At 66.6% G+C, this 13,266-nt stretch carries 9 protein-coding genes and 1 tRNA gene; 2 read left to right on the forward strand and 8 right to left on the reverse strand.

The genetic code is table 11. From position 1 onward, the window contains the following. Positions 1–251 precede the first annotated feature (251 nt). Both KIH07_RS00855 and panD read left to right on the forward strand, forming a co-directional pair. Positions 252–1,232, forward strand: coding sequence for a cytochrome-c peroxidase (locus KIH07_RS00855; protein WP_226494600.1), 981 nt, complete (start codon positions 252–254; stop codon positions 1,230–1,232). 151 nt (positions 1,233–1,383) lie between these two features. Further along, positions 1,384–1,764 carry an aspartate 1-decarboxylase gene (gene panD / locus KIH07_RS00860; RefSeq protein WP_226490163.1) on the forward strand — a complete coding sequence of 127 codons (381 nt, stop codon included), beginning with the start codon at positions 1,384–1,386 and terminating at the stop codon, positions 1,762–1,764. 103 nt (positions 1,765–1,867) lie between these two features. Here panD and KIH07_RS00865 read toward each other — a convergent pair. The 8 genes from KIH07_RS00865 to rpoC all read right to left on the reverse strand — a co-directional run bounded on the left by KIH07_RS00865 (position 1,868) and on the right by rpoC (position 13,266). After that, positions 1,868–1,943: transfer RNA gene (locus KIH07_RS00865), tRNA-Phe, on the reverse strand. 55 nt (positions 1,944–1,998) lie between these two features. Further along, positions 1,999–2,694, reverse strand: coding sequence for a response regulator (locus KIH07_RS00870; RefSeq protein ID WP_226490164.1), 696 nt, complete (start codon positions 2,692–2,694; stop codon positions 1,999–2,001). Positions 2,695–2,724: 30 nt separating this feature from the next. Continuing rightward, a complete protein-coding gene (locus KIH07_RS00875) occupies positions 2,725–4,974 on the reverse strand; it encodes a sensor histidine kinase (protein WP_226490165.1) in 2,250 nt (749 codons plus the stop codon). 19 nt (positions 4,975–4,993) lie between these two features. Further along, positions 4,994–5,614: a DUF4390 domain-containing protein gene (locus KIH07_RS00880; protein ID WP_226490166.1), complete on the reverse strand. Its 621-nt coding sequence runs from the start codon at positions 5,612–5,614 to the stop codon at positions 4,994–4,996. Between the two features lie 73 nt (positions 5,615–5,687). Then, on the reverse strand, positions 5,688–7,103 hold the full coding sequence (rsmB, locus tag KIH07_RS00885) for a 16S rRNA (cytosine(967)-C(5))-methyltransferase RsmB (protein ID WP_264181779.1): 1,416 nt from the start codon (positions 7,101–7,103) through the stop codon (positions 5,688–5,690). A 52-nt stretch (positions 7,104–7,155) separates the two neighbouring features. Next, positions 7,156–8,226 carry a M48 family metalloprotease gene (locus KIH07_RS00890; protein WP_226490168.1) on the reverse strand — a complete coding sequence of 357 codons (1,071 nt, stop codon included), beginning with the start codon at positions 8,224–8,226 and terminating at the stop codon, positions 7,156–7,158. Between the two features lie 24 nt (positions 8,227–8,250). After that, positions 8,251–8,844 carry a LemA family protein gene (locus KIH07_RS00895; protein WP_226490169.1) on the reverse strand — a complete coding sequence of 198 codons (594 nt, stop codon included), beginning with the start codon at positions 8,842–8,844 and terminating at the stop codon, positions 8,251–8,253. A 207-nt stretch (positions 8,845–9,051) separates the two neighbouring features. Beyond that, on the reverse strand, positions 9,052–13,266 hold the full coding sequence (gene rpoC / locus KIH07_RS00900) for a DNA-directed RNA polymerase subunit beta' (RefSeq protein WP_068176142.1): 4,215 nt from the start codon (positions 13,264–13,266) through the stop codon (positions 9,052–9,054).

The following is a 13,266-nucleotide window of genomic DNA, read 5'->3' on the forward strand; positions in this document are numbered from 1 at the left end:
CTCCCGCCGGTGGGCGGGATGCGGGGCGGCGCCCACACGCCCCACGGAAAACGCTATGAGATCAATAGCCAGTTCCTATTGAGAACGGTCAACGGGTTGACCCCGGTCAAACAACACCCGGGTTTACCCCCATAGAGTGGGTCCGTCACAAGCGAACGTCTGCGGACAGACACACCGCCACCTCTGCCGTGACTCTTCTGACACTCTGCAAAGGAAATACCTTGAAAACCACGACATCACTCCCGTCGGCCATGTGCGCATGGGCCATCGCAGCAATCCTGGTCAGCGGCTCCGCCATGGCGCAAAACACCGAGCCGGTGTCCCCCGTTCCCGCCCCCAAGGCGGTGAATCCCGCCGCCGTGGAACTTGGCAAGAAGCTGTTTTTTGATCCGCGGCTGTCCAAGTCCGGCTTCATCTCGTGCAACTCGTGCCACAACCTGAGCCTGGGCGGCACCGACAACCTGAAGACCTCCATCGGCCACCACTGGCAGCAGGGCCCCATCAACTCGCCCACGGTGCTGAACTCGCGCCTGAACCTCGCGCAGTTCTGGGACGGCCGCGCCAAGGACCTGAAAGAACAGGCCGGCGGCCCGATCGCCAACCCGGGCGAAATGGCCTTCACGCACGAGCTCGCCATCGAGACGCTGAAATCCATCCCCGGCTACGTGGAAGAATTCAAACAGGTCTTCAAGACCGATCGGCTCAGCATCGACGAAGTGACCACCGCCATCGCCGCGTTCGAGGAAACCCTGGTGACACCGAACTCGCGCTTCGACCAGTGGCTCGACGGCGACAAGAAGGCGCTGACCAAGGACGAACTCGCCGGCTACCAACTCTTCAAGGACAGCGGCTGCGTGGCCTGCCACAACGGCCCCAACCTGGGCGGCAACTCGTTCCAGAAAATGGGGCTGGTGCAGGCCTACAAGACCGCCAGCACCGCCGAAGGCCGCAAGGGCGTGACCGGCAAGGACGCCGACCGCCTGAACTTCAAGGTCCCGACACTGCGCAACGTGGAACTGACCTACCCCTACTTCCACGACGGTGAAGCCGCCACGCTGACCTCTGCTGTGGACCTGATGGGCCGCCTGCAGCTGGGCCGCGAGTTCAGCAGGGAAGAAAACGCCCGGATCGTGGCCTTCCTCAAGACCCTGACCGGCCAGCAGCCGCAGATCGCCCTGCCGATCATGCCGCCCTCGACCGACAAGACCCCCAAGCCCCGGCCGTTCAACTGAACGGCCGGGCACACCTCCCCGCCGCCCGAACGCGTGGCCACGCATCGGGGGGGGCGGCAGGGTGTGGGGACAAGGGCCCTGACGGCGGCGCCTGTTCACCTCGGGCGCGCGCTGTCACAATCGCGCTTCGTTGAGAGAAAGGCCCCATGACATGTTTCGCTCCCTGTTGAAATCGAAAATCCACCGGGTCGCGGTCACGCACTGCGAACTGCACTACGAAGGCTCATGCGCCATCGACGAAAACCTGCTGGAAGCGGCCAACATCGTCGAAAACGAACAGATCCACATCTGGAACATCAACAACGGTGAGCGCTTCACCACCTACGCGATCAAGGGCCAGCGCGGCACCGGCATGATTTCCGTGAACGGATCGGCCGCACGCCGCGCCGCCGTGGGCGACCTGATCATCATCGCCGCCTTCGCCCAGGTGCACGAAGATCAGGTGGCCACGCACAAGCCGCAGCTGGTGTTCGTGGACGAAGCCAACCGCCAGATGGAACTGCGCCACGCGGTACCGACCCAGCAACTCTGAGGGTACGCAAGCGCGCCCACCAGGGCCGCGCAGGCGGCCCGCCGTCAGGGTCGGCCCGGGCAACAAAAAAGCCGCTGTTTTCACAGCGGCTTTTCCTTGTATTTGGTGGCCTGGGACGGAATCGAACCATCGACACGCGGATTTTCAATCCGCTGCTCTACCAACTGAGCTACCGGGCCAAAGAGAAGCGGAAGTATAGCAGCTTCGACGGCCGATTTTTCCGCTACGGGCCACTCAGAGCGCGCCGCGTTTGCTGCGGGCCAGGTCCACGCCGAGCTGCTTGAGCTTGCGGTAGAGGTGGGTGCGTTCCAGACCGGTCTTTTCGGCCACGCGGGTCATGGAGCCGGACTCCTTGGCCAGGTGGTATTCGAAATAGGCCTTCTCGAACTCGTCGCGCGACTCGCGCAGCGGGCCTTCAAGGTTGAACGAGCGCATGGACTGCGGGCCCATGTCCATTGCCACCGGTTCAGGCAGGCTACCGCCGGTCATGGCGACTTCCACCGTGAGATCGGCCACGGGCAGGCCGCCGTTCTTGATGGGCGCTGCCATCAGACTGGGTTTGGCCACGGCCTTGTTCAACCCCAGGTCCACCGCCTTGAGCAGTTTTTGCAGGGTGATGGGTTTTTCCAGGAAAGCGGTGGCGCCGATGCGCGTGGCTTCGACGGCGGTGTCGATGGTCGCGTGGCCACTCATCATGATCACCGGCATGGAGAGCAGCCCGGTGCTGGCCCATTCCTTGAGCAGGGTCACGCCGTCGGTGTCGGGCATCCAGATGTCGAGCAGCACCAGATCGGGCCGCAACATGGCGCGCACGGAACGTGCCTGGGCGGCGTTTTCGGCAAGTTCGACCGTGTGTCCCTCATCGTTGAGGATCTCCGAAAGCAGGTCCCGGATCCCCAGTTCATCGTCTACGACCAAAATAGTTGCCATGGCTTGCAGTGTGCCCCTCAGTACATGTTGTCAATTCGCAACTGCGAATGATAACGACACTTGCGCACCCTCCACCTTGCCGTCGATCAACAGATTGGACAAGTCGACCCGGCCCCCGTGCTCGTCCATCATTTTCTTGACCACGGCCAGGCCCAGCCCGGTGCCCTTGACCTTGGTGGTCACGTAGGGTTCGAAGGCGCGCTTGAGGATGTGTTCGGCGAATCCGGGGCCGCGGTCCACCACGGACAGGCGCACCCAGTTGCCCTTGTCGGACAAGCGGGTGCGCAGCAGCACCTCGGCGCCGGGTTGGCCGGCCATGGCGTCCTGCGCGTTCTGCACCAGGTTGTGCAGCATCTGGCGCACCTGCTGGGGGTCGGCCAGCACCGGCGGACAGTCGGGAGACAGCTCGTGCCGCACCGGCACGGCGGCGTGGTCGTAGAGGCTCAGGATGTCGCGCACCAGCGCATTGAGGTCGGTTCGGGTGAGCTGGGCCGCGGGCAGGCGCGCGTAGTCGCGGAACTCGTTGACCAGGCGTTTCATGGCATCGACCTGGTCGACGATGGTGCGCACCGACTTGTTCAGGATCGCCTGCTCGGGCGGCTGCACCTTGCCTTCGAGTTTCATGGCCAGGCGCTCGGCCGACAGCTGGATCGGGGTGAGCGGGTTCTTGATCTCGTGCGCCAGGCGGCGCGCCACCTCGCCCCAGGCCTGCGAGCGCTGCGCCGACACCATTTCGGAGACATCGTCGAACACCAGCAGGCGCTCGTTGTTCGGCAGCAGGGCGCCGCGGGCGATGAGGGTGATGCCTTCGTCGAAAGGCGTGGCGCCGTCGGCCCGGAGTTCGAACGACTGCTGCCAGTAGCCCCCTTCGTGCGGGGTCTGCTCGGACAGGAAGCGCTCGAACTGCTGCAGCACACCCGAGGCAAAGGGCTCCAGCCCGGGCACGTCGACCAGCGGGGTGCCCAGGTGCAGGGCCAAAGGCGTGTGCAGGATGCGCTCGGCGCCGGGGTTGACGCTGTGCACCCGCCCTTCTTCGTCCAGCACCACCACGCCCGCGGTGAGGTTGTCCAGGATGGTCTGCAGGTTGCCGCGCGCCGCGTCGACCTGTGCCATGCTGCGCTGCACGTCGGCGCGCGCGTCCGACAGGTCCTGCGTCATGCGGGCAAAGGTCCGTGTGAGTCCGGCGAGCTCGTCGCGCGCGGCCAGCGAGCGCTTGGGGGAGAGGTCACCCGCGGCCACTTCGCGCATGCCTTCGGCCAGCACCAGCAGCGGGCGCACCAGCTGGTTGCCCAGCAGCACCGCCAGCAGCACCGCGCCGAACACCGCCAGGAACAGGGCCAGCGTGAGCGTGCCGATGTACATGCGGCGCAGGCCCTGGCGGGCCAGCGCCCGCTCCTGGTATTCCCGGTTGGCCTGTTGCACCGCCAGGGCATCGGTCACCAGAGCGGCCGCCAGCGGCACCACCACCTGCAGGTAGCGCGGCTCGGCATCGAAGCCAAACCCCGGTGAACTGACCAGGGCCAGCACCTTGATGCGGGCGCGCCCCGCGGCCAGCACGGCTTCGAGCTCGCCGTCGCCGCCCTCTTCCAGGCCTTCGATCTGCGCGGCCACCCGCACCGTGCGCAGGTTGCGCAACTGCGCGAGGCTGGGGCGCTCGGGGTTGATGTCGAAGCGCGATTCCCCCGAACTGGCCAGCGCCTGGCCCGAAGCGCCCCACAGCACCAGGTCGCTGGCCCCGAGCTGCTCGCGCAGGCGCTCCAGCGCCAGCACGGACGAGGCGTTGGGGGTACGCGCCAGGCCTTCGGCGGCCATGCGGGTCTTGCTGCTGAGATCGGCGGTCAGCGTGTCGAGCGCGGTGCGCCCCAGGTTCAGGCCCGCGTTGAGCGCGGACTCCACGCGCACGTCGAACCAGCTTTCGATGGAGCGCGAGACGAACTGGTAGGACACGGTGTAGATCAGCAGCCCGGGCAACACCCCCACCAGCCCGATGATGCCGGCGAGCTTGACCAGCAGCCTGCTGCCGAACTTGCCGCGCTTGAACCGCATCGCCAGCCGCACGGCCAGCCACAGGATGATCAGCAGCAGCACGGCGGCCACGGCCGCGTTGATCCCCACCAGCCAGGCGAAGTTCTGCTCGTACAGCGCCCGGTTGCGGGTGGCCAGCGTGAGCAGGAACAGCAGCACCATGCCCACCCCGGCCATGAACACCAGCGCCGCGGCGAACGCCCAGCGCGCCGGGGCGGTGCGCTTCTTGGGTGGATGGGTGTCGCTGGGACTCACGGTGCGATGCGCTCCACGGTCAGCGCTGGGGCTCGGTCACGTCGGCTTCGTCTTTGTCAGGCAGCGGTTCGGCGGGTTTTTCGGCTTCGACGTGTTCCGGCACGCGGAGTTCGCGCTGCAGCTCCACCGTCCAGTCGGGCTGGTTCACCATGCCGATCTGGAACGGGCGCGGCAGCAGCGACAGGTCCAGCCGGAACGCCAGTTCGACGCGGTGGGCGCTGTCGGCCTGGGGGCCGTCGGCGATGCGCCAGCGCGAGATCCGCCCCACACCGGCCAGCGCATCGGCCAGGGTGGCGTAGTTCTGGTGCAAGGCGTACTGCAGCCCCGCCCCGCCGCTGTCGGCACCCGCGTCGTTGGACAGGCTCAGACGCCAGCGCCGCGTGAGCGGCTGGTAGGCCAGGCGCAGCGTGCGCACCGCGCTGGACACGCGCTTGTCGGTCCAGTACCAGCGCTTGCGGTACACGTCGGCCTGCCAGACGAAATACAGCGGCACCGATTTCTGCAGGGCGTCTTCGACCGCGTGCGCCGGCGACAGCCCCAGCCGGGCCGACAGAAACAGGCCGTCGGCGGTGCGCTGCAGGGCCAGCTGCAGGGTCTCGGGTTCGCGGGCATGGGCCGACCAGGGCAGCAACAAGGCCATCCAGGACGCGCAGATGAGCGCTCGCAGCCAGTGCCACACAGGGAGGGTCGGAAATGAGGTGTTCAGCGCGGGTTCAAGGCCGGGCCTTGTCGATGCGGGCGTAAAAGAATCCGTCGTATCCACCCGGAACATTGTCGTTGAACTCCCCATCGGCAATGACCGTTCCCGGCAGCAAATGACCCGGTGACGCCTGCAGGACGGCGTCGGTGTGGCGCCCAAGGAACGCCTGGACCTGATCGGCCCCTTCGGCACGAAACACCGAGCAGGTGCAATACAGCAATCGCCCGCCCGGCTTGAGCAGCGGCCACAAGGCGTCGAGCAGTTGGCGCTGGATGGCCACCAGTGTGTCCACGTCGGCCGCACGGCGCAACCAGCGCACGTCGGGGTGGCGCCGCACGATGCCCGAGGCGGTGCACGGGGCGTCGAGCAGGATGGCGTCAAACGGCTGGCCGTCCCACCAGGCGGCGGGCTGGCCGGCGTCGGCGCACTGCACCTCGGCGCTCAGGCCCAGGCGGTGCAGGTTGTCGTGAATGCGCACGCAGCGGCGCGCGTCCACGTCCAGCGCCAGCAGGTTCAGCTCGGCGCGCTCCAGCAGGTGGGCGGTCTTGCCGCCGGGGGCGGCGCAGGCGTCGAGCACGCGGTCGGCCGCGGTCCACCCGCGCCCGGCGAGCAGCAAGCCCGCGGCCATCTGCGCCGCGCCGTCCTGCACCGAACAATGGCCCTGGCTGAAACCGGGCAGGCGCTCGACGGGCTGCGGCGCATCCAGCACCAGGCCGTCCTCACCGATGGCGCGGGCGCTCAGGCCCATGGCTTGCAGCGCCTGCAGGTAATCGGCCCGGCGGGTGCGGCGGCGGTTGACGCGCAAGACCATCGGGCCGGGCTGGTTGTTGGCCGCCAGGATGGCCTGCCACTGCCCGGGGTGGTCGCGCTGCAGCCGCTCGATCCACCAGGCGGGGTGGTTCCAGCGCGCCACCGGCTGGCCGGCCACGTCGGCCAACAGGGCATCCCTCTCCCGCAGAAAGCGCCGCAGGCAGGCGTTGATGAAAGCCGCCTGGCGGTGGGTGTTGCGGTCCTGCCGGGCAGCGTCCACCGCCTGGTTCACCACGGTGTGGGGAGCGTATTGCAGGCCCACCCGTTGGGGCACGCCCTCGGCATCGTCGGGCTCTTCGGGCAGGAGCAGGGCCACGGCGCTGTGGAGCAGGGCCTGCACCGCGGCGTCGGGTTTGCGCTGCACCAGCCGGGCCACCAGCGCACGCGCGCTGCCCAGATGGCGCAACACATGGAAAGTGAGCGCCTGCACTCCAGGGCGCAGAGCCGCGTTGACCTGCGGCAGCACGTCGCTGAGCGAACGCCCCTGCTCCACCGCGAGCACGCAGAGCGCGGTCTGGTGCAGTTGCGTGGCCAGGCTGGGCGCGAGCCGGGGCGCGCTGCCCTGGTCAGAGGTTGTGGACGGGGAGTTGGGGGTTGGGTGGCTCACATGGGCATCCATGTTGGGGTGTGCGGAGTGTGGGGCCAATGGCCTTCCACCCACCGTCACGGGGTCAAATCAGGGTCCACCCCGGGTCGTCGCCGGGGTTGCTGGCGGGAGGGGGTGGCGCCTCGCTGGCCGGCGGGGGCTCATCGTCGCGGGTCAGCGGCAGCGGGCCCATGGCCCGGCCGTAGATGCGGTGGATGCGCTGCTCCAGCGTGGGGTGCGAATCGAGCCAGTGGGCCACGGCGCCGGATTCGTTGGCCACCAGCAGCATGTGCTGCACCATGGAGCCCACGCGCCGCGACACCACGCCTTCGCGCTGCTGGCTCATGATCTTGCGCAGCACGCCACCCAGGCCGTCGCGGCTGCGGGTCCACTGCACGGCGCGGGCATCGGCCAGGTATTCGCGCTGGCGCGACACCGCGGCCTGCAGCGCATGGCCGGCGAGCCAGCCCAGCCAGCCCGCGGCCATAATGGCCAGACCGATCAGGGCCAGGGCCATGCGGCGGTCTTTTTCGTCCGGCTCCACCAGTTGCCGCCCCATGCGGTACAGCATTTCCAGCCCGAACACCATGCCGATGAGCCGCATGTTGAGCCGGGTATCGCCTTCGCCGATGTGGCTGAACTCGTGCGCCACCAGGCCCTGAAGCTCCTCGCGCGTGAGGTGTTCCAGCGCACCGCGGGTGACGGCCACGACGGCGTCGTCCTCGTCCCAGCCGGCGGCAAAGGCGTTGATGCCCTGATCGCGCGCGACCACCATCGCCAGCGGACGCTTCATGCCCGACGAGATCGACATCTCGTCGACGATGTTGGAGAAGCGCTGGTCGTCAAAATCGCCCGAGGGCTGGGCCGGGCGCGCGCCCATCTGCTCGGCCAGCCGCTGCCCGCCACCGCTGGCCAGGCGCGAGGTTTCCACCCACCAGCCCCCCAGCACGAACAGCAGCACCACGGCGGTGTTGACCGCGAAATAGTGGCGCGGGTAGCTCATGTCGCCGGGTACCCAGAAACCCCAGGTCAGGCCCCAGGCCAACGCCAGCGCGGCGTTGATCGCCAGCACCAGCAGCAGCACGGTGAGCACGAAGGCGAGCAGCAGCTTGCGGGTCTCACCGCGCGCGTCGCGCTGAAATTCAAAGAACCGCACGGTGGCGCCCTGCGCAGGAGGGCCTCAAAAAGCGACCTTCACCGCCTGGCGCTCGACGTCGCTGGTGGTGGACTCCAGCATGGACTGGGGCTGGAAGTTGAACAACCGCGCCACGATCAGGGTGGGGAACTGCGCGGCCGCGTCGTTGAACTCCAGCACGTTGTCGTTGTACGCCTGGCGCGCGAAACCGATCCGGTTCTCGGTGCTGGACAACTCCTCGCTGAGCTCGCGCATGGTCTGGTCGGCCTTGAGATCGGGGTAGGCCTCGACCACGGCGAACAGGCGCCCGAGGGCCCCACCCAGCACCTGCTCGGCACCACTCAGCGCACCGAGCGCACCGGCATTTAGCGGGCTGCCCGCGGCCGTCTGCTCGGCGGCCTTGGCCTGGTTGCGGGCCGCGACCACGGCCTCCAGCGTCTGCGCCTCGTGGGCCAGGTACTTGCGCGCGACCTCCACCAGGTTGGGGATCAGGTCGTAGCGGCGCTTGAGCTGCACGTCGATCTGGCCAAAGGCGTTGGCGATCGCGTTTTTCAGGCGCACCAACCGGTTGTAGGCCCCCACGGCCCAGAAGAACACCAGCAGGCCCAAGGCCAGCAACACCCACAGCGTGGCAGACATGTTCTCAACTCCTTGTATCGGACATCCAGTACCCACCGGACCGGGCAGCCCTGCACCGGCACCTGCCCGCAGAGGGCGCCCGCAATATACCCCAGCCCTTTGCGCAAGCCCCCTGGCCGAAGACAGGCGCCCAGAAAAAAGCCCCCGGTCGGATGACCGGGGGCTTTTTAGGAGCGGCCGGTGGGCCGGCCCTGGGCGGGTTGCGCCTTATTCGGCGGATTCGCTCGGGCTGGACGTGTCGGCCTGATCGGCCGCCAGCGACAGCGCATCGGCTTCGGCGATGGCGCGACGCTCTTCGTCGTCCATCTTTTCCTTGACCTTGCGCGCCTCGTGGTAGGCCATGCCGGTACCGGCCGGGATCAAACGACCCACGATCACGTTTTCCTTCAGACCACGCAGCTCGTCGCGCTTGCCCATGATGGCCGCCTCGGTCAGCACGCGGGTGGTTTCCTGGAAGGAAGCCGCCGAGATGAACGAGTCGGTGGACAACGAGGCCTTGGTGATACCCAGCAGCACGTTGCTGTAGACCGCGGGCAGCTTGCCCTCGGCGCGCAGCGCGTCGTTGGTGTTGAGGATCTCGGAACGCTCGACCTGCTCACCGGCGATGTAGTTCGAATCGCCCACGCTCTCGACGACCACGCGGCGCAGCATCTGGCGCACGATCACTTCAATGTGCTTGTCGTTGATCTTCACGCCCTGCAGGCGGTACACGTCCTGCACCTCGTCCACGATGTAGCGCGACAGCTCTTCGATGCCCAGCAGGCGCAGGATGTCCTGCGGATCGGCCGGGCCGTCCACCACGCTCTCGCCCTTGTTGACCACCTGGCCTTCGTGCACCAGGATGTTCTTTTCCTTGGGGATGAGCTCGTCCCAGATCTTGCCTTCCGGATCGGTGATCTGCAGGCGGACCTTGCCCTTGGTTTCCTTGCCGAACGACACCGTACCGGTCATCTCGGCCAGCATGCCCTTGTCCTTCGGGCTGCGGGCTTCGAACAGCTCGGCCACCCGCGGCAGACCGCCGGTGATGTCGCGCGTCTTCTGGCCTTCGACCGGGATGCGGGCCAGCACGTGGCCGGGGCCGACGTCCTGACCGTCGCGCACTTCCAGCAGCGCGCCGATCTGGAAGCCCACCGTCACCGAGTGGTCGGTGCCCGGGATCTTCACTTCGTTGCCCTGGGCGTCGAGCAGCTTGACCAGGGGGCGCACCACCTTGGTCGAACCGCGGTGCTTCGGATCGATCACCACCAGCGAGGACAGGCCGGTCACGTCGTTGACCTGCTTGGCCACCGTCAGACCTTCTTCCACGTTCTCGAACTTCACCTGACCGGCGAATTCCGTGATGATGGGTCGGGTCAGCGGGTCCCAGTTGGCGAGGATGGCACCGGCCTTGATCTGCTGGTCGGCCTTGACCGCCAGGATCGCGCCGTACGGCACCTTGTGACGCTCACGCTCGCGACCGATTTCATCGTGGATGATGATCTCGCCGGAACGCGCAATCACCACCAGCTCGCCCTTGGTGTTGGTCACGTAACGCATGGTCGCGTTGAAACCAATGGAACCGCTGGACTTGGCTTCCACGCTGGAGGCCACGGCCGCACGCGACGCCGCACCACCGATGTGGAAGGTGCGCATGGTCAGCTGCGTGCCGGGTTCACCGATGGACTGGGCGGCGATCACACCGACGGCTTCGCCGATGTTCACCAGGCCGCCACGGCCCAGGTCGCGGCCATAGCACTTGGCGCAGATGCCGAAGCGGGTTTCGCAGGTCAGTGCGGTGCGCACCTTCACCTCGTCCACGCCAGCGGCTTCCAGATCGTCGAGCATGTCCTCGTCCAGCAGGGTGCCGGCCGGCAGCAGAACCGCGCGGGTCTCGGGGTGGATCACTTCCTCGGCCGTGGTGCGGCCCAGGATGCGGTCGCGCAGCGACTCGATCACCTCACCGCCCTCGACGATGGCGCGCATCAGCGTGCCATTGGTCGTGCCGCAGTCCTGGCTGTTGACCACCAGATCCTGCGTCACGTCCACCAGACGGCGGGTCAGGTAACCCGAGTTGGCGGTCTTCAGCGCCGTGTCGGCCAGACCCTTACGGGCGCCGTGCGTGGAGATGAAGTACTGCAACACGTTCAGACCTTCACGGAAGTTCGCCGTGATGGGGGTCTCGATGATGGAGCCGTCCGGCTTGGCCATCAGGCCGCGCATGCCGGCGAGCTGGCGGATCTGGGCCGCGCTACCGCGGGCACCGGAGTCGGCCATCATGTAGATGGAGTTGAACGACTCCTGGTCGACTTCCTTGCCGTGGCGGTCGGTGGTCTTCTGCTTGGCCAGCTGGGCCATCATGACCTTGGAGATCTCGTCACCGGCCTTGCCCCAGATGTCCACCACCTTGTTGTAGCGCTCGCCCGCGGTCACCAGACCGGAGGCGTACTGCTGGGCGATTTCCTTCACTTCCTTCTCGGCGCGGTCGATGATGGCCGGCTTTTCCTTGGGCACCAGCATGTCGTCCACCGCGATCGAGATACCGGCGCGGGTGGCCAGACGGAAGCCGTTCTGCAGCAGCTTGTCGGCGAACACGACCGTCTCCTTCAGCCCGCACTTGCGGAACGAGCTGTTGATCAGGCGCGAGATTTCCTTCTTCTTGAGCGCCTTGTTCAGCACCTCAAAAGGCAGGCCCTTGGGCAGGATTTCCGACAGCAGCGCACGGCCCACGGTCGTGTCCACCAGCGAGGTGCTGGGCACGAATTCGCCGGTTTCCTTGTTCTTGGCCCACTCGGTCAGGCGAACGCTGATCTTGGCGGTGATTTCCACCACGCCGTTGTCCAGGGCGCGCTGCAGCTCCAGCAGGTCGGCAAAGATCATGCCTTCGCCCTTGCCGTTGATGCGCTCGCGGGTCGCGTAGTACAGACCCAGCACCACGTCCTGCGAGGGCACGATGGAGGGTTCGCCGTTGGCCGGGAACAGGATGTTGTTCGAGGCCAGCATCAGGGTGCGGGCTTCGAGCTGGGCTTCCACCGACAGCGGCACGTGCACGGCCATCTGGTCACCGTCGAAGTCGGCGTTGAAGGCCGCGCAGACGAGGGGGTGCAGCTGGATCGCCTTGCCTTCGATCAGGATGGGCTCAAAAGCCTGGATGCCCAGGCGGTGCAGCGTCGGTGCGCGGTTCAGCATCACCGGGTGCTCTTTGATCACCTCTTCCAGGATGTCCCACACCACCGGCGTGCCGGCTTCGACTTCCTTCTTCGCGGCCTTGATGGTGGTCGCGATGCCCATGGCTTCCAGGCGCGAGAAGATGAAAGGCTTGAACAGCTCCAGGGCCATCAGCTTGGGCAGGCCGCACTGGTGCAGCTTGAGCGTCGGGCCGACCACGATGACCGAACGGCCCGAGTAGTCAACGCGCTTGCCCAGCAGGTTCTGGCGGAAGCGGCCGCTCTTGCCCTTGATCATGTCGGCCAGCGACTTCAGGGCGCGCTTGTTGGCGCCCGTCATGGCCTTGCCACGGCGGCCGTTGTCCAGCAGCGAGTCCACAGCTTCCTGCAGCATGCGCTTTTCGTTGCGCGCGATGATTTCAGGGGCCTTCAATTCCAGCAGACGGCGCAGACGGCTGTTGCGGTTGATGACGCGGCGGTACAGGTCGTTCAGGTCGGAGGTCGCGAAGCGGCCGCCGTCCAGCGGCACCAGCGGACGCAGGTCCGGCGGCAGCACGGGCAGCACGTCCAGCACCATCCACTCGGGCTTGATGCCCGACTTCTTGAAGGCTTCCAGCACCTTGAGGCGCTTGGCGTTCTTCTTGATCTTGAGCTCGGAGCCGGTCAAGTCGTTGCGCAGCTTCTCGATCTCGATGTCGAGGTCGATGGCCTGCAGCAGTTCCTTGATGCCCTCGGCGCCCATCTTGGCGATGAACTCGTCGCCGTACTCCTTGCGCTTGGCGTCGTAGTCGTCCTCCGACATGATCGCGAACTTCTTCAGCGGGGTCATGCCCGGATCGACGATCACATAGGCTTCGAAGTACAGCACGCGTTCGATGTCGCGCAGCGTCATGTCCAGAATCAGGCCCAGACGCGACGGCAGCGACTTCAGGAACCAGATGTGGGCGCAGGGCGCGGCCAGGTCGATGTGGCCCATGCGCTCGCGGCGCACCTTGGTCTGCGTGACTTCAACGCCGCACTTCTCGCAGATCACGCCGCGGTGCTTGAGGCGCTTGTACTTGCCGCACAGGCATTCGTAGTCCTTGATCGGACCGAAGATCTTGGCGCAGAACAGGCCGTCGCGTTCCGGCTTGAAGGTGCGGTAGTTGATGGTCTCGGGCTTCTTGACTTCGCCGAAAGACCACGAGCGGATTTTTTCCGGCGAAGCCAGGCCGATGCGGATGGCATCGAAGTGCTCGTCGGGCGTGAACTGCTTGAACAGGTCGAGTAATGATTTCAT

This window comes from Hydrogenophaga taeniospiralis (assembly GCF_020510445.1).
GTDB lineage: Bacteria > Pseudomonadota > Gammaproteobacteria > Burkholderiales > Burkholderiaceae_C > Hydrogenophaga.

Bases quoted from the DNA above. Each gene is read 5' to 3' on its own strand.
- KIH07_RS00855 (WP_226494600.1), top strand. From the start codon at position 252: ATGTGCGCATGGGCCATCGCAGCAATCCTGGTCAGCGGCTCCGCCATG.
- panD (WP_226490163.1), top strand. From the start codon at position 1,384: ATGTTTCGCTCCCTGTTGAAATCGAAAATCCACCGGGTCGCGGTCACG.
- KIH07_RS00870 (WP_226490164.1), bottom strand. From the start codon at position 2,694: ATGGCAACTATTTTGGTCGTAGACGATGAACTGGGGATCCGGGACCTG.
- KIH07_RS00880 (WP_226490166.1), bottom strand. From the start codon at position 5,614: ATGGCCTTGTTGCTGCCCTGGTCGGCCCATGCCCGCGAACCCGAGACC.
- rsmB (WP_264181779.1), bottom strand. From the start codon at position 7,103: ATGGATGCCCATGTGAGCCACCCAACCCCCAACTCCCCGTCCACAACC.
- KIH07_RS00895 (WP_226490169.1), bottom strand. From the start codon at position 8,844: ATGTCTGCCACGCTGTGGGTGTTGCTGGCCTTGGGCCTGCTGGTGTTC.
- rpoC (WP_068176142.1), bottom strand. From the start codon at position 13,266: ATGAAATCATTACTCGACCTGTTCAAGCAGTTCACGCCCGACGAGCAC.